Annotated in this window: 21 protein-coding genes and 1 riboswitch; of the genes, 1 reads left to right on the top strand and 20 read right to left on the bottom strand. The window is 40.6% G+C overall.

The features are described 5' to 3' along the window. Positions 1 to 4: 4 nt before the first annotated feature. The 17 genes from flhA to AKG39_RS05630 all read right to left on the bottom strand — a co-directional run bounded on the left by flhA (position 5) and on the right by AKG39_RS05630 (position 16313). Positions 5 to 2065, bottom strand: a complete 2061-nt coding sequence (gene flhA, locus AKG39_RS05710; RefSeq protein ID WP_050739401.1) for a flagellar biosynthesis protein FlhA — start codon at positions 2063 to 2065, stop codon at positions 5 to 7. Further along, the gene (gene flhB, locus AKG39_RS05705; RefSeq protein ID WP_050739400.1) at positions 2062 to 3132 is read right to left on the bottom strand and encodes a flagellar biosynthesis protein FlhB; all 1071 of its coding nucleotides are present in this window, start codon (positions 3130 to 3132) and stop codon (positions 2062 to 2064) included. Before flhB ends, flhA begins: the two co-directional genes overlap by 4 nt. 26 nt (positions 3133 to 3158) lie before the next feature. Beyond that, the gene (gene fliR, locus AKG39_RS05700) at positions 3159 to 3914 is read right to left on the bottom strand and encodes a flagellar biosynthetic protein FliR (protein ID WP_126981267.1); all 756 of its coding nucleotides are present in this window, start codon (positions 3912 to 3914) and stop codon (positions 3159 to 3161) included. 57 nt (positions 3915 to 3971) lie between these two features. Next, positions 3972 to 4238, bottom strand: a complete 267-nt coding sequence (gene fliQ, locus AKG39_RS05695) for a flagellar biosynthesis protein FliQ (protein WP_242852561.1) — start codon at positions 4236 to 4238, stop codon at positions 3972 to 3974. 17 nt (positions 4239 to 4255) lie between these two features. Next, positions 4256 to 5038: a flagellar type III secretion system pore protein FliP gene (gene fliP / locus AKG39_RS05690; RefSeq protein WP_201780250.1), complete on the bottom strand. Its 783-nt coding sequence runs from the start codon at positions 5036 to 5038 to the stop codon at positions 4256 to 4258. Then, positions 5025 to 5387 carry a FliO/MopB family protein gene (locus tag AKG39_RS05685; protein WP_050739398.1) on the bottom strand — a complete coding sequence of 121 codons (363 nt, stop codon included), beginning with the start codon at positions 5385 to 5387 and terminating at the stop codon, positions 5025 to 5027. Before AKG39_RS05685 ends, fliP begins: the two co-directional genes overlap by 14 nt. A 17-nt stretch (positions 5388 to 5404) precedes the next feature. Then, positions 5405 to 5767: a response regulator gene (locus tag AKG39_RS05680; protein ID WP_050739449.1), complete on the bottom strand. Its 363-nt coding sequence runs from the start codon at positions 5765 to 5767 to the stop codon at positions 5405 to 5407. A gap of 28 nt (positions 5768 to 5795) precedes the next feature. After that, positions 5796 to 6911 carry a flagellar motor switch phosphatase FliY gene (gene fliY, locus AKG39_RS05675; protein ID WP_050739397.1) on the bottom strand — a complete coding sequence of 372 codons (1116 nt, stop codon included), beginning with the start codon at positions 6909 to 6911 and terminating at the stop codon, positions 5796 to 5798. After that, the gene (locus AKG39_RS05670; RefSeq protein ID WP_050739396.1) at positions 6908 to 7921 is read right to left on the bottom strand and encodes a flagellar motor switch protein FliM; all 1014 of its coding nucleotides are present in this window, start codon (positions 7919 to 7921) and stop codon (positions 6908 to 6910) included. The genes fliY and AKG39_RS05670 overlap by 4 nt, the downstream gene beginning before the upstream one ends. A 207-nt stretch (positions 7922 to 8128) precedes the next feature. Next, entirely contained in the window at positions 8129 to 8899 is a 771-nt protein-coding gene (locus AKG39_RS05665; protein ID WP_160316152.1) for an OmpA/MotB family protein, read from the bottom strand. 29 nt (positions 8900 to 8928) lie between these two features. Further along, complete coding sequence (locus AKG39_RS05660) at positions 8929 to 9807, bottom strand: motility protein A (protein WP_050739394.1); 879 nt, start codon at positions 9805 to 9807, stop codon at positions 8929 to 8931. Between the two features lie 27 nt (positions 9808 to 9834). Beyond that, a complete protein-coding gene (locus AKG39_RS05655) occupies positions 9835 to 10029 on the bottom strand; it encodes a flagellar FlbD family protein (RefSeq protein WP_050739393.1) in 195 nt (64 codons plus the stop codon). 100 nt (positions 10030 to 10129) lie between these two features. Continuing rightward, positions 10130 to 11611, bottom strand: coding sequence for a flagellar hook-basal body complex protein (locus tag AKG39_RS05650; protein WP_050739392.1), 1482 nt, complete (start codon positions 11609 to 11611; stop codon positions 10130 to 10132). Positions 11612 to 11688: 77 nt separating this feature from the next. Next, positions 11689 to 12096 carry a TIGR02530 family flagellar biosynthesis protein gene (locus tag AKG39_RS05645; protein WP_050739391.1) on the bottom strand — a complete coding sequence of 136 codons (408 nt, stop codon included), beginning with the start codon at positions 12094 to 12096 and terminating at the stop codon, positions 11689 to 11691. A 37-nt stretch (positions 12097 to 12133) separates the two neighbouring features. Continuing rightward, the gene (locus tag AKG39_RS05640; RefSeq protein WP_050739390.1) at positions 12134 to 12550 is read right to left on the bottom strand and encodes a flagellar hook capping FlgD N-terminal domain-containing protein; all 417 of its coding nucleotides are present in this window, start codon (positions 12548 to 12550) and stop codon (positions 12134 to 12136) included. 13 nt (positions 12551 to 12563) lie between these two features. After that, a complete protein-coding gene (locus AKG39_RS05635) occupies positions 12564 to 14030 on the bottom strand; it encodes a flagellar hook-length control protein FliK (RefSeq protein ID WP_160316151.1) in 1467 nt (488 codons plus the stop codon). A gap of 325 nt (positions 14031 to 14355) precedes the next feature. After that, positions 14356 to 14440: riboswitch (cyclic di-GMP riboswitch) on the bottom strand. A gap of 262 nt (positions 14441 to 14702) precedes the next feature. Further along, a complete protein-coding gene (locus AKG39_RS05630; RefSeq protein WP_160316150.1) occupies positions 14703 to 16313 on the bottom strand; it encodes an HD domain-containing phosphohydrolase in 1611 nt (536 codons plus the stop codon). Between the two features lie 254 nt (positions 16314 to 16567). Between AKG39_RS05630 and AKG39_RS05625 the strand changes: the two genes are divergently transcribed. Further along, positions 16568 to 18919, top strand: a complete 2352-nt coding sequence (locus tag AKG39_RS05625) for a bifunctional diguanylate cyclase/phosphodiesterase (protein ID WP_050739387.1) — start codon at positions 16568 to 16570, stop codon at positions 18917 to 18919. Between the two features lie 94 nt (positions 18920 to 19013). On the opposite strand, the gene AKG39_RS05620 is transcribed toward AKG39_RS05625, so the two are convergent. The 3 genes from AKG39_RS05620 to AKG39_RS05610 form a co-directional block, all read right to left on the bottom strand. Then, the gene (locus AKG39_RS05620) at positions 19014 to 19586 is read right to left on the bottom strand and encodes a hypothetical protein (RefSeq protein ID WP_050739386.1); all 573 of its coding nucleotides are present in this window, start codon (positions 19584 to 19586) and stop codon (positions 19014 to 19016) included. 11 nt (positions 19587 to 19597) lie between these two features. After that, entirely contained in the window at positions 19598 to 19930 is a 333-nt protein-coding gene (locus tag AKG39_RS05615; RefSeq protein WP_050739385.1) for a Rieske (2Fe-2S) protein, read from the bottom strand. A gap of 247 nt (positions 19931 to 20177) precedes the next feature. Then, a complete protein-coding gene (locus tag AKG39_RS05610) occupies positions 20178 to 20888 on the bottom strand; it encodes a flavodoxin family protein (RefSeq protein ID WP_050739384.1) in 711 nt (236 codons plus the stop codon). Positions 20889 to 20920: the final 32 nt, after the last annotated feature.

The raw sequence follows: 20920 nt of genomic DNA, 5'->3' as shown, positions 1-20920 counted from the left end.
ATTTTTAATTTTCTAATTTGATCATACCAATGACTTGAATTTGAATGTTTGCCTCTATCTCATTAAAGGATAGCACCGTCAGATCACCAAAAAACTGTTCAATTAACCGTTTGAAGTAGATGCGCACAATGGGTGAGGTTAAAATAATTGATCGGTCAATGATATCTTTTACCCGTTCAATTTGCTCGGTTACCCGTTCAACAATTTTTTCCACCACCTGAGGATCAATGGCCAGATAGGTGCCATGTTCATTTTTCTTGGCGGAATTCAAAATAATATTTTCGATTTCCTGGTCCAGGGTAATCACCTTGATGCTGTTTCCATCGGTGTATTTTCTGGTGATGGTCCGTTTTAGTTTTTGTCGCACATATTCTGTGAGCATATCGGTGTCTTTGATGGTCACACCATGATCGCTCAGAGTTTCCAGAATGCTGTGCAAATCGCGAATGGGAACCCCTTCTTTCAAAAGATTAATGAGAATCTTCTGAAAATCAGCAATGGAGATGATGTTCGGAATCACATCACCAACAATGGCCGGATCGGTTTTCGAAACATTTTCAAGGAGGGTGTTGATGTCCTGGCGGCTCAATAACTCGTTGATGTGTTTTTTTATGACTTCAGACATATGGGTGACAATCACCGAAATGGCATCAATAACCGTATAACCGTAAACTTCCGCCATTTCTTTTTCGTTTTCGGTAATCCATTTGCCTTTAATGCCATAGGCGGGTTCAATGGTTTCAATGCCTTCAATGGGCTCGCTGTTGCCACCGGAGTCCAAGGCTAAAAAGTAGTCAACCAATACCTCGCCCTTGGCCACTTCTTCGCCTTTAATCTTAATCAGATACTGGTTGGGATTAATCATGCCGTTGTCTCGCAGCCGTACGGTTGGGATCACCACTCCCATATCCAGGGCAAATTGTTTTCTGAAAATTACAATCCGGTCGATGAAATTTCCGGAACTGCGTTCATCCACCATCGGCAGCAGCGAATAACCAAATTCCATTTCAATGGGTTCAACCCCGATCACATTGTAGACGTTGTCGATGTTGCGATAGAATTCAACCTCGTTGTTTTCTTCATCCATCATTTGACTCATCTGATCCTCTACGCCGGTTTCCACCACAACTTTTGCCTTTCTGATGAGGGAGTACCCCAGGAAAATCAGAAACAGCGCAATGGGCAGAATTTGCAGGATCGGCGCTCCGGGAATCAAACACATCATCGAAACCGAAATTCCGGCGATGATTAAGACTCGTGGCTGAGATAAAAACTGCTTGATAACTTCTTCATTTAAATTGCTTTCGGACACGGCTCTGGTTACAATCATGGCGGTGGCCACTGAAATCATCAGCCCCGGCACCTGACTCACCAGACCGTCACCGACGGTGGCAATGGAATAGACGCTGATAACTTCAGCAATGTCCATGGATCCCTGGACCATCCCGATGATGCTCCCGGCAATCAGATTGATCACGGCGATGATCATCGATGCAATGGCATCGCCCTTGACTAATTTTGTGGCCCCATCCATGGATCCGTAAAATTCCGCTTCCCGCTGAATGTTGATCCGTCGTTCCTTGGCCTGTTCGTCGGTGATGACCCCGGAACTCAGATCGGCATCGATGGCCATCTGTTTTCCCGGCATGGCATCCAGGGTAAACCGTGCGGTTACCTCGGAAATTCGTTCTGCACCCTTTGTGATAACCAGAAACTGAACCAGGATGATAATAATAAAGATAATAAACCCAACCACGGCATTTCCGCCGAGAACGAATGATCCAAAGGTTTTAATGACCTGTCCGGCATCGCCGCCATTTGATAAAATCAAACGCGTTGAGGATATATTCAGGGCCAGCCTCAGGAGGGTTGTGATCAGGAGCAGTGATGGAAAAATAGGAAATTCCAAAGGTCCGCCGATGAACATGGTGGTCAATAAAATCATCAGGGAGATGCTGATATTGATGATAAACATAAAATCCAGTAAAAAAGGCGGCAATGGAATGATAATCAGAGCAATTATCAGAACAACAAAAGCGACGACAAGATGTTGTGTGATTTTCATGCTGCTCCTTTACCCTTTTCTTTCTCACTGTAAACCCAGGCGATGAGTTCGGCAACCGCCTGATAAAGTTCCGCCGGGATATAATCATTGACTTCGGCCATTTCGTAAAGTCCTCTTGCCAGCAGTCGGTTTTCTTTAATGGGCACGTTGTGCTTTTCGCCGACTTCCACAATTCGCAGGGCCAGACTGTCTTTTCCTTTGGCAATAATAATAGGTGCCGCATCATGGTCAATGTCATATTTTAAGGCAATCGCAAAATGGGTTGGATTTCTCACAATTACATCGGCTGTGGGCACCTGCTGCATCATTCTGTTCTGACTCATTTGACGTTGTTTTTCCTTGATTTTGCCCTTGATTTGCGGATCGCCCTCGCTTTGTTTGTATTCATCCTTTATTTCCTGTTTTGTCATCATCAGTTTTTTCTCATAATCATATTTCTGGTAGGCATAATCTAAAATGGCAACCACTGAAAAGATCAGGCAGATCTTAGTAACCATAGCGATGATTTGTTCCCCCATATAGGATATGCTTTCATTTAACTGGGTGCTTAACAGGTCCGGGGCCACCGTCAGCAGCCCTTTAACAAAGGTATAAATAGTAATCAGAACCAACAACACTTTGACAATGGATTTAGCCAGTTCCATCAGCGATCGCAGGGAAAACAACCGTTTTATGCCCTGCATTAAACTGATTCTGCTGTGCTTGAATTTAATCAGATCCCCGGAAACTAAAAATCCAGTTTGCACGCCAACCATGATAATCGCACTAATGGCTAAAACAATCACAATGGGCAGGGTTGCAATAAAAAAAACTTGGATCGACTCGCGGAGGATTTGCATGCAGGTGGTCACGGTTAATGTCTGTAACTCACCGATCTTAGCCATTTGTCCCTGATATAAACCTCTGATTTGCAGAACAATAAACAATCCCAACTGACTGATTAAAAAAAAGCCCATAAATAAAAGAATGACACTGACAACGTCCTTGCTTTGATAGGCATTTCCTTTTTTTCGCTCGTCTTTTTTCTTTTTCGGGGTTGCTTTTTCTGTTTTATCTGACTGAGCCATATATTTCTCCGATTATTTTAAGGTTATTACATAAAAAATGTGAGGACCTGGGTTATTTTTTCCATCATAATCATATCTACTTTGGTCATGTACTGGGTGAGGGCCGGGATAATGGTTAAAATAACCACCAGTCCAATCATAATTTTAAGCTGCATGTTGATGACAAAGACATTAATATTGGGCACCAGTCGCATCAGAATGCCCACGGCGACTTCCACAATGATTTCCACCACAATGATCGGCAGAGCCAGCTGCACCGCATAAATCAGAATATAACCAAAAAGTTCGATAAAGTATACGCCAACCCGGGTGCTGATTGCTTCCAAACCAATGGGAATGACCTGAAATGACTTAACCACAACGTTGATCAGCGCCAAATGGCTGTTGGAAATAAAAAAGATGAAGATATACATGGTGCTCAGAAGATTTCCGGTTACGGAAATACTGGCATTGCTGGAAGGATCATAGGCGGAAGCCATACTCAAACCAATTTGCATATCGATCAATTCACCGCCCAGGTGAAAAATTGACAGGAACATCTGCATAATCAGTCCAATGACAAACCCAATGGCAAACTCCTTGATCATGGCAATCATTAATTCGATGGTGGTATAGTCGATCACCGAAATATCATCAATCTGATACACAGCATTGAGCGCAATCATTATGGACAGTCCTAATTTCAAACCATTGGGAATGCTTTTTCTTCCAAAAATTGGATTGAATAAAATCATGCCGGCGACTCGGCAACTGGCAAAAAGAAAAATCATGTATTGGTTCATATCAAATGGCAATGTTGTCACCCATTTTTACTGAATGACTCATCTATCCTGTCATTCTCAAATTTTTGTTGCGATTAGTTCAAAGATCCGAAAAACAAAATCCATCATTTGCTGGAGCATCCATCCTCCGGATATAATGAGCAGAATACCCATAATAACTAATTTTGGCACAAATGTCATGGTTTGCTCATTAATGGAGGTAGCTGCCTGAATAATTGAAATAATCAACCCCACCAGCATACTGACCACAAGGATTGGTCCGGCAACTTTCAAACCGGTTAAGATGGCATCTCTGAAAATGTCCATTAATTCTTCTGTACCCAAGGATTTCGCCCCTTTCTTCAGTTATAGGTCATGATCAGGGTTTTTACTAACAATCCCCAACCATCCACCACAACAAATAGCATTACTTTAAACGGTAAAGAAATCATAACCGGAGGAAGCATCATCATTCCCATCGACATAAGCACGCTTGCCACGATCATATCAACGATTAAAAATGGTATATAAATTAAAAATCCAATCAGAAAGGCACGCTTGAGCTCACTGATGACAAAGGCTGGAACCACAACGGTCATGGGTAAATCCCCAGGGAGAACATTGGTTAAATCCGTTTGCGTCGACAGACTGATAAACAGATTGACATCTTCGGTGGTGGTTTGTTTCAGCATCCAATCCCGGATGGGAACCGAAGCGGTTTCCAGAAACACCTGGGTATCGATTGTGCCAGCATTGTATGGCTGCAATGCGGTTTGGTTAATTTGAGTCAACACCGGGGCCATCACAAAAAACGTGATCGCCAGGGCCAAACCAACGAGAACCTGGTTGGGCGGGGTTTGCTGAAGACCCAGGGCATTTCGCAAAAATGACAACACGATGATAATCCGTCCAAAACATGTCATCATCAGTAAAATAGTGGGAACAACAGCAATCAGAGACAGCAGCACAATAATTTTAACACTGTCCGACCCTTCGCCGGTCAACATATTTTCAACCGATAAATCCGCCGCGCCGTATACCGTGGTCAAGGTCAGATGAAAAACAAGGGCGAAAATAGGGATCATCCCCACAATTTTTTTGAGCTTCCCCTTTTTTTTGTTAATCAGGCATTTAAGTTTTTTCATTGTGGTTTTCCTTTTGGGTGAATGTTTTTAAAACACCCAAAAAGCTTTCCTTTGTGATTTCTGCCTTTTGGGGATATAAAATCGGTTCATCCAGCTGCTTCATGATTTGAATGTTTTGTTCACTTATGCCAACCATATATTGAATCCCCTGAACATCGATAATGATAATGGATCCGGTTTTGCTGACAACAAGCCGTTCCACCACCTTAATATTGTTTGTACCAGTTAAGGACCCCGGTCCGCCGGGGTATCGTTTAACATACCAGCGGCTGCCGTAATAGGTGAGCACAAGAACGCCAATGGCGCCAAGTAATCCGGGAATTATAGAAAATATTTCGCTGCCACTCACCTTAGCTTTTCCTCCGACTATTCGCCAAGTACATTTTTCACGGTTTGGATGAGACGATCGGGTTTAAAGGGCTTAACAATAAAATCCAATGCTCCGAATTTTATGGCTTCAACCACCATTCCTTCTTGACCCATTGCGGAACACATTACAATTTTCGCCTGGGGATCCAATTCTTTAATTGCCTTCAGGGCATGTATGCCATCCATTATGGGCATGGTAATATCCAGTAAAACCATATCCGGGTGATTCTCATTATATTCGGCAATTGCCACTTCGCCATTTTCGGCCTCGATAAAGTCGGTGTAACCACCTTTTTTCAAGTTGTCTTTAATCATCATTCGCATAAATGCGGCATCATCCACGATTAATATTTTAACCATTTTTAAACCCTCTCTCTTTTCAATAATGTCAATTATTTTTATTTTTACGACTGTCATCCTGTTTAACTTTTATAATTTCAGTGATTTTCACACTGTAATTGTCATCAACCACCACCACATCACCTCTGGCAATAAGCCGTCCATTAGCGATAACATCAACCTGATCCCCTGCCTGTCGGTCCAGTTCGATAATATTTCCAGGGGTTAAATCCGCAATATCTTTTATTTTCTTTTGGGTTTTACCCAGTTCAACCGTGATCTGAATGGGGACTGACATAATTAAGTCCAGATTATTGCTTTTCACCATTTCCACAGTGGCGTCTTCATCATCAAGTTGTTTATAGTTATAGGACGAAACCTGTACCTGTTTTTTCTTGGCAACCATCCGCTCGGGTTCTGCCTGCGCTGAACTCGGTCTGGGTTTCACAACAGATTGGGATGAAGGCGCTTGCTTAGGTTCCGGTTTTTCCTGAATCTGAGGTGGTACGTATGCTTCCTCTTCTGGCTCAGATTCTTCCTCTTCGCCACCATCAATGCCCATAACCGCCATGGACATTTTAACAATTTCCCTGGCTAAGATGGGATCCATGGCACTGATAAATTCACTTTCCACCAAACCATCAATACTTAAATTGAATTTAATGCTTACCAGGCTCTCACCTTTTAATGAAAACAGCTCGCGGATGCTTTTTTTATTGGTGGTGTCGAGAATTTCAGGAGGTGAGATATTGACAATTCTTCCCAAAAAAGATGCCAGGGCTCCGGCTGCGGCACCCATCATCTGATTCATGATTTCGCCAATGGCACTTCTGCTTATTTCATCAAATTCCACGGTGTCGGTGGTGTCCATGCCGAATAGCTGGGAAAGAATCTTTTTCATGTCCTCTTCTTTTAGCAGTAGGACATTTGATCCGTCAATGCCCTCAATGTAATTGATTAATACACCAATGACCGGCTCAAATTGAGAAAATTCGAAATCATTCACAAGAATAGTCTCAATTCTTGGAGTTGTAATACTTACCTTGGTGCTCAGTATGGTTGACATGGCCGTGGCCGCTGTTCCCATACTGATATTCATTACTTCCCCGATAACGTCAATTTCCATATCTGTCAATTTGTTTATGTTATTTTCATTACTGGTCATCTGTTTGGCTCACTTCCCGTCTCATTAAATTCTTTTATTACGATGGCTCTTTTATTCTTATAGGCACCCATCTCGCCCCGAAACCAAACTTCGTCATTCACAACAATATCAACCATTGCATTCTTGGGTTTATTCAGCTTGATAATGTCTCCGATTTCCAAATCAAAGATATCCTGGGATAATACTTCCACTTCCCCTAAAACACCGGTGATTTCCAGCTCTGTTTTCCTAATTTCATCAATAATATTTTTTCTTCTTTTCTCTTCTGCTTCCTGATCTCCTCTTTTGACATTTTTTTTAGTTTGAGAAATCCTTTTTTTAAACAACATGTCCAACGTCGTCGCCGGTATACAAATATTAATTTTTCCCTGGGTTTCATTGACCGTAATATTCATAACAATGATAACGACATTTTCATCCGCGCTGATGCCCTGTAAAATTCTTGAGTTTGTTTCAATTTTCATTAAATGAGGGGCTGTTTCCAGGTAATCAAACCAGACATTTTTCATGAGGTTAACCATGCCTCTTAAGAAGTATTCGAGGATGCCAATTTCTATTTCCGTATATTCCCGGTCATCTTTAAGGGGCTTTCCCACCCCCCCTAACAGCCTTTCAATACTGCAAAATCCAATATCCTTTGACATATCCATAATGACCAAATCTTCTTCATTTTCACTGTCTTTTATTTCAAAATTAATCAGGCCCATGAGCACCGAATCCGGCAGCGCATTATTGAATTCATAATACTGTTGCTCTTCAATTTCAACAATTTCAATTAAGCTGTGGCTTTGGAGAATTCCGGTGGTGTGAGAGGATAATAATTTAGCGTAGTTTTCATAAATACTGAACAGAAGCTTCAGCTGTTCTCTGGTAAATAACTTAGGTCTTCTAAAGTCATAGTCTTTAACTTTTTTTTCGGTACTGATATCCTGATGTTCAACTTCATCTTTGCCACTGGTTAAGCTGCTTAAAAGACTATCAATTTGACTTTGTGAAAGAATTTCCGCCATTATCATTTCTCCTATTTAGTGTTGTGCTAAGTAATTGCGAAACTACCGTGAGCTTCGCTGCCAGCTTACACGAAACAATTTTTACACTGCACGGCGTACAGTCTGTCGACTGTTCGCCTACACGTTACAAAATTGTTTGTGAAAACTGACATCAAAGCAACCATTGTTCAATTCTTTCGAATTCTTCAATTACCTAATGTTGTGCTCTTAATTCTGCACTTCAGTTTGTGCCTTTTGCTGCTCATATATTTTATCCAACTCATCCTGGATGGTATCGTCCTTGGAAATCAGAATTTCAACCCGTCTGTTTTTGGCGCGGTTTTCCTCGGTATCATTGGGTGCAATGGGTCTGAACATCCCATAACCCACCGCCAGCAATTTGGAAGAATCAACAATATACCCATCATCAAAAAATTTCAACACCTCATTGGAGCGATCGGTGGACAGGTCGCGATCATTCACCGGGGAATCCGCCTGGGCGGTATGTCCATCAATTCTGATGGCCTTTATGGCCGGTTCAGCCGCCGCCAAAGCCCCTCCGATATTGGCAAGGATGGCCACCCCGCCCGGTTTAATCTGCGCCTTATCAGGTTCAAAAAAAATATCGGACATGAATTTTATGAAGACGGTATCTTCACCTTTAACGACCTGGACCGAGTCTTCCAGACCGTTTTTCTTGGTATATTCACTGAGGTACTGGTATAAGTCATCAAGATCCACAATTTCTTCAATGGCAATATCCTCTTTCGGAGCTGTGGCCGCATCGGGAGTCTCGGTTGCTGTACTTGCCTCCCCTGCCGGTTTTTCAATGGCTGAAGGATTGAAGGTTTCCACCAACATTTCATATTTTTTAGCATCGATGGTTGACATGGAATATAAAAGAATAAAGAAAACAAGCACCAGGGTGATCATATCCGCATAGGTGTTCAACCAGGCATCTTTATTGATTGTACTCTTTTTTCTTTGACGTCTTGCCATAATAATCATCCCTTTGTCTTTTTTGTTTCTTATGCATTGCCTTCTTTAACCTTGGCTTTAACCTTTGTTTTGGCCTTGCCTTTTGCTTTTTTACCTTCTTTTCCGTCTGCGCCTTCTGCTCCCATGGCTTTGGCAATTTCATTTTCATTCAGAAAATTAAGCAGTTTCTCTTTGATGTATTTGGGGTTTTCCCCTTCTTTTATGCAAATAACGCCTTCAATAATCAGTTCTTTAAACAGAACTTCTCGTTCCTGGATGATCTGGAGTTTAGTAGATATTGGCATAAATATACAATTTGCCAGGATCGAACCATACAGGGTGGTAATCAAGGCAACGGACATATCGGCACCCAGAGTGCTTGCCCCACCATCCAGGCTCATATTTGCCAGCATATTAACGAGACCAATCAAGGTTCCGATCATACCAAAGGCCGGCCCAAGGGTGGCGCCCATATCGTAAAACTTACGGTCTTCCTCGTTGCGCATTTCAATATAGGAAAGTTTTTGATCAAACCAGTCCCTTAATTTATCCGGTTCAATAGCATCCACAATCAGCAGAACACTTTCCTTTAAAAATTGGTCTTCAAATTCGTTGGCCTTATCTTCCAGAGCCAGCAGTCCCTTTCGTCTGGCTTCCTTGGATAATTCAGTTAATATTTCCACATATTCATAGGGATCTTTTTTATCTTTCTGAATGACCATCTTAAGGTGCTTTGGTATGTTTTTAAAGGTCTTGAAAGGGAATGAAGCCAGTAAAACAAAAAATGTTCCCCCTATGGTGATAAAAACACTGGGTATATTAATAAAATTTCCGATGGCCCCAAAGTCAAATCCAGTCGCACCAAATGTCATCCCAAAAATAATGGTAAATACAACCAGAACATACCCTAATATTGTGGTAATTTCCAAAAGCTCATTCTCCTTTCAATGTAGTCTTTATCTTGTGAAAATCTTTCTTTTAAAGGCAATAATCTTTGACAGAACTTCTCCTGAGCTTTCTCCGACCACATAGTATTTACCATTAAGAAGCTTTATGGTGGTGTCGGGTTTTTCTTCAATTGTTTCAATCAACTCACAATTCAAAATAAATTTTTCATCATTTCTTCTATTCAGCTTTGTTAATTCTATCATTTAGTTGCCTCCAGTTCAAATAAAAAAATTTTTTCCTGGAGAATAACCTTATCCTCCAGGAAAAGCACTGTTGAATTATTTTATTCTTGTTCAATTTAGCCTATCGTTTTAGGTTTATCAACTCTTCAAGAATGGAATCCGACACGGTGATCATGCGAGTATTCGCCTGAAACCCTCTTTGGGCAATGATCATATCCGTAAACTCCCGGGCAAGATCGACGTTGGACATTTCCAGGGCGGAGGTGCGCAGGTTTCCGGTTCCTTTGGTTCCGGCCATTGCTATGGTTGCTTCCCCTGAATTGGCAGATTGTAGGGTATAACCGTCGCCATCCTGGTTCAAACCATCAGCATTGGCGAATTTTGCTACGGCGAGATAGGCGAGAGTGACTGGAGTACCATTGCCTGGGCCGACTTTTCCAATGGTGGTACCTTCACTGGTGGGCAAGAACTTTGTTTTATCGGCAATTGTAAAGGTCATATCGCCAATGGTAAAGTTTTCTCCCTCATCCCAATCATCAACCTGTGCTTGTGTGATATCAATTTTTTGCAATACACCACCTTCATTGTATACTGAAACCGTGTAAGTCTGTGGACTTATCTCAACGGTTCCAATTGTGCTAGCTCCCGGTGCCAATGTAGCGTCAACACTAACTGTAAAATCGACCATTTCAGAAGGAGTAGCTGTATTAGGGACTTTAAATGTTACGGTTCCTGATCCCAGTGTCCCTGTAATAGGTCCAACAACAGCTTCGCTTGTATCTGTTCCTGACAATGTATACGTAATGGCTGATGTTGTAGCATCAATTGTTTTGGTCAGAGTTAACGGACCTTTCAGATTAGCAGTTTGTGGTAATGCTGCGTCAGCAACCGTAATTCCTGCGATTGGCACAGTTGCAGCAGTAAATTTTAATGTGGGATTCTTCGTCATTGTAACCGAACCATTATAAAAAGATCCAGGATCAATTTCAACCGATTTAAACCATCCGGTTCCGGCGGCGCCGGTGAAAACAGGGTCACCTTCTTTGATTCCGGTTATTTCCCCATTAATACCTATGGCAATGCCGGTGTATTTTTCAAGATCCGCCGGTGGAACATTTATTGCTGTCAGATTTTGAGCGTTGGTTGTTCCGTCTTCGCTTAACTGGGCAATGCCTGTTGCATCAATCGGAATTCCCAAAACCATGTTTCCGTTGGCATCGGTTAAATTTCCCTGGGTGTCAAATTTCAAATTTCCCACCCGGGTATATTTTACGGTGCCGTCATTTCCTTTTACCGGAAGGTAACCTTCGCCGTTGATGTAAACATCTAACGCACGTCCGGTATCAGCGCCACCGGCAATGGTGTTCACCACATCAATGGAACCAACCTTGGAGCCATAACCCAGCTGATTGGAATTCACGCCACCTGAATTGGCAGTTGGTGCGGATGCATTTTGAAGATTTTGGTAAAAAACATCACTGAAGGTCATTCTGCTGGATTTAAATCCATTGGTGTTCACGTTGGCAATATTATTACCGATTACATTTAATTTAGTTTGATGGGCTGACATTCCGGCAACCCCCGAATACATTGCTATGATCATTTTTTTATCCTTTCTGTACCGTTCGTAAGAGCTTATCTTTCATTCAAAGCTCTAATAGTTTCCTCATCGAGGTCCAACTATAAAAATACGGCACCATCAATATCATTGAATAGTTTATTTTTCATTTCGTTTTTATCCATTACCGTAATCACATGTTTACTCGCTGCATTTACAATAAAGGCTGAATCATCCATCATAATCAGTGCGTTATCAATTCCTTTTTCCTGGGCCTTATCACAGGCGTTCCCTAATTTTTCCAAATCATTCTGGGTGACCTCAATGTTTCGCTGTTCTTTTCTAACATTGGCATGCTTTGAAAAGGTAACAGTGTTCTTTAATTCTTGATTAAAGATCTCCTGAAAGCTTCCATTCTCTGTTTTTGCCACGCTGGTCTTTTGTTCCTGGGTTGTTTTGTTAATTCTTTCCGTTTGTCTGATAATCGCATCATTTAACTGGTAATAATTCCGATTAATCGGGTTTGCCATTATTTCACCTCTTATTTTATAAATCCTTAAGCTTCCCCTACTTAGTTGTTTTTTCAGTACCCACTTCCATGACGCTGCTCAGGGGATAGGTTGTTCCCTTCACCACGAGTTGCGTGTCGCCGTTATACAGATTAATTCCGTCAACAGTCCCGGTGATTATATCCATGGTTCCATCATCGTTTGTCTGAGCAAGGGTTACTTCTTTTCCCATTAAACTCACGCCATAGGTAGTTTTTGTAACATCGCTTAAATCCGACAGTGCCTGTACCATAGAAAATTGTGCCATCTGGGAAATGAATTCGGTGTTGTCAACGGGATTGTTCATGTCCTGGTTTTGCAGCTGGGCTACCATTAATTTAAAGAAATCATCTGTGGATAAGTCCCCGTTACTTGCGGTTTTTGCAGTGCTGGTTGCTGCCGTGCTGGTTAAACTGTTAATTCCATCGATTGCCATTGTCTTTCCTTTCTTATACTAAATAATTTATTCTGCGGCTTCTGTCTATCGTGATCGGTGCCGCTTCCAGGTTATCCCCGACTAAGTCGCCGGTATTTTCCAGGCTTCCATTTTGGGCCCGGTTGTTTTGATTCATTATGTTTTCCTTCAAAAGTTCCTGTTTCTGACCCTGGGTAAAATCCATTCCCATATTCATCATCAAGGTTTTTGGGTCGGTATTCATGCGCTCCTGGCTCTGGCTGTTTAACTGAACATTTTCCACTTGAACATTCTGCAGGGCAAGGCCTTTGATCAATTTATCAACCTGGGTGGACAATAAATTTTGGGTTTCTTTACTAAGCGCCGTAATATCGATGGTTAATTTTCCCTGGTCAAACTTCAATTCGATGTCTATTTTACCCAGATTCCCGGGCTCCAGGCTCATCATAAATTTTACGGGTTTGTTCTTATCAAGCTGGCTCAGTATTGCCTGTTCAAGCTGTCCCGCCAATGCCACCGGATTATTGGGCTGTATTTCTGTGGCTTTCCCGGATACCATATTAGCGAAAGGAATCCCCTGTATTTCTTTTGAGGATACCGCATTTCTGTCTTCTATACCTATGGATTCTTGTTCTGAATCTGTTTTTCCAAAAGATGCCTGCTCAGCAACCTGAATCGTCGATGATGGCGATTCCAGTTGGTTTTGGATCTCTTTGCTATCAATTAAATCGGGTCTAATTTTCGAGCTTTTTTCTATGTGCTCAGATCCTTTGATATTTTCAGATGTACCCATTTCTAAACCAACACGCGGATCAATTTGATCACTCTCTTCCATGTTGCTTAACTCAGCTGAAGATGGATCTGCCGGTTTCACGTTTTTTTGTTCTAAAAAGTTTTCCGGGTTGGCATTGTTTTCTTCTGAATAAATTTCATTAAAGCTTTTTCCCTGAATACTTGCCGGGGTTTTGTCCATCTGTTGTGATTGTGCGGTGTCTGGGTTTTGAATCATCTGCGGTGCACTCTCTGTTGTTTCCGCCAGCTTGTTTTCCAACGGGTTGATCCCAGCTGATTCAAGCGCGGCCTCCGCGTTTTCATCGAAACTGCTGTTCACCTCGGAATTTGTCCTTAGCATCGCAAATCCCATTGCATTGCTTTGAAGCAAATTCTTTAAATCATTTTCGTTTATCTCCGTGGGCGGATTTTCCATTTCCGGGGACAATGCCGTCAATTCCCCATCAATGAGTGGGTCTTCAGTTTTCTCTTCTTTTTCCTGGACTGCCAATTGTTCATCCGGCGAAAGCTCTTTAATTGGCCGATCGGTTAACGCTGCTTTATCTCTTGCCGGTTGACCCGGATCCTTTATTGACCGATTCAGCATGTCTTTAAAGCGGTCGGCTTCGTCTTTTAAGCCATTGAGTGCCACGGAACTTCCTTTTGGTTTGGCTGCTACAGTCATGCCGTTTATCGCTGAACTCATCTTTGCATGAAACTCTGCGTTCATTTTTTCACCTCCTTTCATTAATTTTTCTGGCAGTGCCAGTGTTCCTGATAATAAAAAACAGGAGCCCATCAATCACTCAATTGCTCCATCATTTATATAAACAATCACCCTAACTCGGTATAAATTGAGCCGCTTAAAATGAAGATACCAGGGAATGATGATTGAATGTATCATCTATATTATTTTAAAGTAAATAATTTTGAATACCACGGATAATTCTTTTCGTTTTATGTTATTCAAAATGATTCGGGTTTATTTTTTTTAATTTTTGCAATAAAAAAACAACGACTGTCGCGTTGCATCAAATATATCAGGAATGTCCATACTTTGCAACTGGCTGTCATATAATAAATTATTTAGACCCTCTAGTTTTGCGTCCTTACTTTTCGGTAAGTATGCCATCTATTCAACTGATTTCATAGTAATCTAAAATACCAAGGTTGTCAACATAAATAACGTTTAAAATCATGGAAACATTGGAGTTTATTCCGTTAAAAAGAATAAGTTCCTTTAAACTTTCTTTAACGGAACTTATTGCTTTTATTGTAGTATTTTACTGTATTTGTTCCTTTTTTCTTCAAACATAATTTGCATGGTTTCGTTATAAAATTACAGTTTCAGTTTATTCTTACGTTTCTTTACCCTGCCCTTTGTTGAACCTTATGTTGGGTCTTATTTTACTGTGCTCTTTTCCGTAAAAATTCTAACGACATCAGGATCAAATTGAGTTCCGGCATTTTTTTTAATTTCACTCATAGCATCTGCATCGCTTATTTTTTTTCGGTAGGATCGATCACTGGTAATCGCATCGTAGGCATCGGCAACGCTGATAATCCTGGCTTCCAATGATATTGTTTTACCTTTAAGTCCTTTTGGATAACCGCTACCGTCCCATTTTTCCTGATGCTCAAGCACATATTTTGCCATTTCCGAAAATTCATTTGCCGAGCTTAAAATCCGATATCCAATTTCCGGATGTCTTTGCATCTCTTTCCATTCATCAGGGTTTAGTTTTCCCGGCTTATTCAATATGTTTTCATCGATTCCCATTTTCCCGATATCATGCATGAGTCCGGCAATCCCAATTCGATTGATGGCATCCTCATCAAAATTCATCAAGGTAGCAATCTCGATGCAAATTTCACTGACCCTTTTTGAATGCTGCATCTCCCGAGGGCTTTTCTCATAAAGCGTGGTCATAATAAGACCAATGGTCTGGCTTCTGGTACTGCCGCTTTCATAAAGCTTATGCCGATACATATCATCTTCAGCATTTTTAAATATATCTTGAATGCTCTCATCCTCGGTAACCTTCGTTCCCTGTCCAAAAGAAATTGACAAATTGATTGAACCAATTTTTTCTTTCGCCGCATAGTCTTGGATAGATGCAATAATTTTTTCTGCTTCAATGGCATTGGTTTTAGGGAATATAATAACAAATTCATCACCCCCCAGTCTGGCAGCAATATCACCCTCCCGACATCCTTTTTCGATTGTGGCACCGGACAGTTTTAAAAGTTCATCACCAACCAGATGTCCAAAAGAATCATTAATCAGCTTGAGACCATTAATATCAATCATCACCAAAGTGATGGGTAGATTTTTTTTCGTATCTAGTTCCACTAACTTTTCTTCGTAAAATCTTCGATTGTATAATCCGGTAAGATAATCGTAATAATTTAGGTGACTTATTTCTTTTTCCGCCTTTTTGCGTTCGGAAATTTCATTGATCACAACCCGACAGACTACAACGCCTTCTTCATCCTTGGCAAGCGTGGCAATCATGTGGACCCAGAATAATGCGCCATTTTTTTTTGCCATCCGTAACTCGCACTCCTGAAACTCTTTGGTTTCAAGAAGATGCTTTCTGTAAAAATAATAAATATCCTGATCTTCAAAGGCCACAAATTCTTGGATGGGATTTCCTTTTAAGAGTTTGCGATCAAGACCCAGTAAAATTGCCGTCATGAGGTTGGCTTCCAAAATCAATCCGTTTTCACTCAGTGTAAGGTAACCTACCGGTGCCAGATCATACAGATCAAAATACCGGGCTCGAGCATGATCGAGTTCCAGATGGGCGCAGCGAAGCTCCTCATTCTGCAGTTCCAATTCAATCTGATGAACCTCCAATTCGTGAAGAATTCGGCCGATGTTTTCGGGCACTATCGGCAGCAAGTCGTTGCTTAACCAGCTTTGTTTTTTCGTGATCAACTCTTCCGCCTGATGCCGCAAATCTTTCATTGAAGTTAAACACACTTTGGATTTTCCATCTAGATTGTCCATCTTATTCATCCTTCACCTCTGGTTTAGTCGATCCATGCCATTGATCATTGTTTTTTGCAATTTTTCCAGTATTTTTCGTTATCATCTCCATAACCTCTTTCTACTATAAAATAATTATAATCCATTCTTATCTTTCAGGAAATCCCACTCCTGCCTTAACCGCCACCAAACATTTTCAGATGAGCCAGTATTAATTGCTAGTTCCTTATTAATTTAGTATAATGATTAAAATGCCTAGTGGAGGTGTGATTTTTATGATTAAATGGATCAAAAATCGAACGCATAAAATACTTTTTAATTTTATTCGAATTTTTTTACCTTCCTTAATAATAATTTTAATTTTATCATATACACTGATCCAAATTAACATAAACACTGAAAAGGAAATTATTAAAATCAGACAGCTGGAAAACTCTAAAATTGTCAGCGCAAACATCAACTCAATCTTTAATCGAATTTACTCCGATATTAACGTCATTATAAATTCCAATGAAATAAAGTCCTATTATACTAGTCCTGACAATGAGGAAAATCTCACCGCCATCGCCCGGATGCTGTCAAATATAGCAATGAACAATGGCGTTTACGATCAACTCCGAGTTATTAATAACAGCGGCTTTGAAACCGTGCGCGTCAATTACGACAGCGGTGGTTCACAAACCGTTTCTGAAAATAATTTGCAGTATAAGGGTGATCGATATTATTTTACCGCGGGAATGACCTTAAACCAGGGTGATATTTATATTTCGCCAATGGATTTAAATATTGAAAATACTGCCCTCGAAACCCCTGCCAAACCAGTCATCCGACTGGTTGCCCCCATGTATAATGAAAAAAATGAGAAAGTCGGAATTCTGGTTCTTAATTACCTGGCCCAAAATCTTTTGAATCAAATCGCCAATGATTCAAAAAACAATTTTGATATGCATACCCTGTTATTAAATAACCAGGGCTTTTACCTGCTGAGTGATCAAACGAGCAAGAATTTTTCTTTTATGTATGACACTGGCAGCGAATTATCGTTTAAAGTGGATAAACCCATTTTCTGGCAGACAATTGAAGCAAATACTTCCGGTTATTATGAGGACCATGACAATTTGTACTATTATACTACCCAACACCCTGCTGATTTATATGAAAATCTTCAGTGGCATTTGATTTATTATTATCCTTTGACCAACTTAGGTCTATTAAACAACGATACCACCAGAGCGATTATTGTCGGTACTATTCTTATCGTTATTGCTTTAATCATCATCAGTTATATCATCGCGTTTCTTTTATTTTTAAAAACAGAAGATCTGACCGTCATTAAAGATCGTGAAGAAGCGATCAAAAAAATTAAAAATTATGATGAAAATACCGGACTTGCCAATCAATCTCTATTTGAGAAAACCATGGGAGATCTGATTAAACAATATGATCATATTGCCATTATAACCTTACAAATAACAAACTTTAATAACCTCTATAATAATTTAGGTATGAAAAATGGACTTGACATTCTAAAAGAAACCGCTCACCGCATAAAGATGTTTTTAGCCGCCGAAGATCTCCTGGCAAAATTTCACAAGGATGAATTTGCCATTGCCCGGGTCAAGGCTGACAATAAACTGGATGTTGATCATTTTACAAATAAGCTCATTGCCTCACTCAATGAAGCCATTATCATCAATAACGAAAAAATTTATCTCAACGTATCAATCGGAATATCAATGTTCCAGGAACATAGTGTTGACGTCAACAATTTAATTGAATATGCGAATATTGCCAAAAATTATTCTGTTCAAACCGGTAATAATGCCTATGTCTATTATGCTAAAGAAATAAAAGAGCGCTATCTGAAAAACCTGAAGCTTGAAACCCATCTTAGAAGCGCACTTGAAAAAAATGAGCTGAGTTTGAATTATCAGCCCCAGGTCATCACCGAAACCGGAGAAATAATTGGAATGGAAGCCTTACTAAGATGGCATAATCCTGAATTAGGAAATGTGGGACCGGGAGCTTTTATTCCAGTAGCCGAAAAAACAGATTTAATTATTCCCATTGGTAATTGGGTGCTGGAAGAAGCCATTAAACAGAATAAAAAATGGCAGGATACCACTCATAAAAACCTTGTTGTAGGAGTAAATATTTCACCCATACAGTTTAAGAAAACCAATATGGCAGAAATAATTCTGCAATTACTCATGAAATACTCGCTACCCGGTGAATTTTTGGAAATAGAAATAACCGAAAATGTTTTGGTTGAGAATTTAGATACCATAAGAACCGAATTGAAAAAAATCAAAAACCTGGGTGTTAAAATATCCATCGATGATTTTGGAACTGGTTACTCATCGCTGAGTTACCTTAGAAAGCTTGAATTCGATAAATTAAAAATCGACAGAGAGTTTATCAAAGATTACCCTGAAAAAGATAACGGGATCATTGCCAAAATCATCGTCAATTTATCTGAAATTTTAGGATTGAAAGTCATTGCGGAAGGCGTTGAAACCAAAGAACAGTTTTTGTTTTTAAAAGACATTAAGTGCGGCGAAATTCAAGGCTATTATTTCCATAAACCCATGACCGCAAGTGAATTTGAAAAACTAATAAGCAACTGATATCCAATAAAAAGCGCCTGATGCTCATAGCATGCTATGAGCATCAGGATTTTTTTATAAGCAGTGTTTAGTATCATTTTAAAAGGCCATATTTTTAAGCTTGGGCATTAAAAAAAATAGCACCGGTTGCTGTACCGTCGGTTCCAAAAACAACCTGAATCATAGATCCATCGTCGTTAACCCAAATCCGGATAGTGCTCACTTTATTCTCGTCAAAAGGAATTTGAGTGCTGCTAACTTCAATTCCTTCTCCGCCCAGCAAGCTTTTAATCTCATCAAATGTCATTCCCTTTGTTATTTGATCCGACTGCTCCTGGGTAACCGGTTGGCTGGTCATAAACGCTAAATCTCCCCGAGCTGGATAAATAAGGGTTTTACTGGTTACCTGACCAGTTTCATTAATAAGAACACTTACCCCGAAACCTGTTTCTTCATTTGTATAGGAATATAATTTTTCCAGCTGGGTACTTTCTGTTGGGGCAACACCCACCGCTGCATCAACCTGTTCCTTTGTCTGATCAAGCTGGACCTTGTTATAGAACTCAAAAACCGTATCCTCGGTTATCTTCCCCTGATTGCCTGCACCCGTTGTTCCCGCGCACCCAGAGATTACAACCCCAATTAACAGTGTTGCCAAAATAATTGTCAGTGATTTAAGTTTTAGCATAACATTCTCCTTTATTTCTCTAAGTCTATGAATATATCGCTGCCTTCAAGCTTTACCGGATAACTTCTGTCATCCTTTACTTTAAACTTCATAAATAATATCGTTGGACCTCCCACAGCCCTGCCTGTTTTCACATCGAATTTTGAACCGTGCCGGGGACAGGTTATAATGCCATCCTCCAGGATACCTTTAACCAGTGACCCACCCATATGGGGACATCTGTTGGCTATTGCATAATATGAACCATCAATATTGGTCAAAAGAATCTCTTTGCCATCCACCACAACCATTTTTTTATTACCAACACTTAAGCCAGTCGTATCCGTTGCCCTTACAAACCCCATTTGATTCCTCCTCTTTTTTTAGCTAATACACTTACTTAATTTTAGATACCCATTAAATGATAGATAAAACTTTTTATTAATAAAGGTTCTGCGTGTCGACAAACCTCGTCGCGGACATTTATTTATCGTTGTGTGCTGCAAGATCGTACAGGCTATCGCCTGTTCGCCTTGATGCACACAACCTGATGAATTAAAAATCCGCAACAAGGTTTGTCACATTACTATGTATCCACTCAGACCCTTTTTATTAAAAGGGTTTCTCGCCGCTCAGCCAGCCCTGGGCTTCCCAGTGATTTCTATCCGTTGGATTCCAGGTGTTTTTTTTCATCATTCCCAACATCATTTTAAACATGAATCTTCTAAATAAAGGGGACGGCTGCTTTTCAATATTACTAACCTTTTCAGCGATCTTTTTTGCCGTGAGCGCAACATCCCGTCTTATTTTTGCCTTGTTTTTAGTCGGAACCTCGTCCCATTTCATTGCCGAAACCGGTTCTTTGAGGGCAAATCGTTTTTTAAGCCCCCAGAATTTCAAACTGTTCTGCATGGTTTTTGTGGTGTGGGAAAGCCCGGCACCGGCGGTGGTGGAAATGCTCAGCCCGACCGTATTAAACATTTTCGGGTTGGGCCGATGACTCAGCCACATAAAACACAAATGATCGAGCAGGGCCTTTAACTGCCCGGACACATCCATTCCATAAACCGGCGAGGTCAGTACCACCAGGTCCGCCTCTTCCATCGCCTTCACAATCGGATCAATACTTTCCGCGTGCGGACATGTTTCCTCCCCGTTTAAAAAGCAGGAAAAACAGCCCTTACAAAAGTGCGGCATGTCCCTTGGCATATAGAATTCTGTGACTTCAATGGCTTCGTATCGGGAAAGTTCCTGTTTTAATAAATCCATGCAATGCCAGGTGCTGCCATGGCGGGTATTTCCATTGATCACCGTTACTTTCATTTTCTTTCTTCCTTTCATATGATTTTTAAGTT

The organism is Acetobacterium bakii, assembly GCF_001263355.1.
GTDB lineage: Bacteria > Bacillota > Clostridia > Eubacteriales > Eubacteriaceae > Acetobacterium > Acetobacterium bakii.
This window is presented reverse-complemented; position numbering and strand designations above follow the sequence as displayed.

What these genes read in the sequence shown, in the direction of transcription:
- flhA (WP_050739401.1), bottom strand. Translation starts at nt 2,065, where the DNA reads ATGAAAATCACACAACATCTTGTCGTCGCTTTTGTTGTTCTGATAATT.
- flhB (WP_050739400.1), bottom strand. Translation starts at nt 3,132, where the DNA reads ATGGCTCAGTCAGATAAAACAGAAAAAGCAACCCCGAAAAAGAAAAAA.
- fliR (WP_126981267.1), bottom strand. Translation starts at nt 3,914, where the DNA reads ATGAACCAATACATGATTTTTCTTTTTGCCAGTTGCCGAGTCGCCGGC.
- fliP (WP_201780250.1), bottom strand. Translation starts at nt 5,038, where the DNA reads ATGAAAAAACTTAAATGCCTGATTAACAAAAAAAAGGGGAAGCTCAAA.
- AKG39_RS05680 (WP_050739449.1), bottom strand. Translation starts at nt 5,767, where the DNA reads ATGGTTAAAATATTAATCGTGGATGATGCCGCATTTATGCGAATGATG.
- fliY (WP_050739397.1), bottom strand. Translation starts at nt 6,911, where the DNA reads ATGACCAGTAATGAAAATAACATAAACAAATTGACAGATATGGAAATT.
- AKG39_RS05670 (WP_050739396.1), bottom strand. Translation starts at nt 7,921, where the DNA reads ATGGCGGAAATTCTTTCACAAAGTCAAATTGATAGTCTTTTAAGCAGC.
- AKG39_RS05665 (WP_160316152.1), bottom strand. Translation starts at nt 8,899, where the DNA reads ATGGCAAGACGTCAAAGAAAAAAGAGTACAATCAATAAAGATGCCTGG.
- AKG39_RS05655 (WP_050739393.1), bottom strand. Translation starts at nt 10,029, where the DNA reads ATGATAGAATTAACAAAGCTGAATAGAAGAAATGATGAAAAATTTATT.
- AKG39_RS05650 (WP_050739392.1), bottom strand. Translation starts at nt 11,611, where the DNA reads ATGATCATAGCAATGTATTCGGGGGTTGCCGGAATGTCAGCCCATCAA.
- AKG39_RS05645 (WP_050739391.1), bottom strand. Translation starts at nt 12,096, where the DNA reads ATGGCAAACCCGATTAATCGGAATTATTACCAGTTAAATGATGCGATT.
- AKG39_RS05640 (WP_050739390.1), bottom strand. Translation starts at nt 12,550, where the DNA reads ATGGCAATCGATGGAATTAACAGTTTAACCAGCACGGCAGCAACCAGC.
- AKG39_RS05635 (WP_160316151.1), bottom strand. Translation starts at nt 14,030, where the DNA reads ATGAACGCAGAGTTTCATGCAAAGATGAGTTCAGCGATAAACGGCATG.
- AKG39_RS05630 (WP_160316150.1), bottom strand. Translation starts at nt 16,313, where the DNA reads ATGGACAATCTAGATGGAAAATCCAAAGTGTGTTTAACTTCAATGAAA.
- AKG39_RS05625 (WP_050739387.1), top strand. Translation starts at nt 16,568, where the DNA reads ATGATTAAATGGATCAAAAATCGAACGCATAAAATACTTTTTAATTTT.
- AKG39_RS05620 (WP_050739386.1), bottom strand. Translation starts at nt 19,586, where the DNA reads ATGCTAAAACTTAAATCACTGACAATTATTTTGGCAACACTGTTAATT.
- AKG39_RS05615 (WP_050739385.1), bottom strand. Translation starts at nt 19,930, where the DNA reads ATGGGGTTTGTAAGGGCAACGGATACGACTGGCTTAAGTGTTGGTAAT.
- AKG39_RS05610 (WP_050739384.1), bottom strand. Translation starts at nt 20,888, where the DNA reads ATGAAAGTAACGGTGATCAATGGAAATACCCGCCATGGCAGCACCTGG.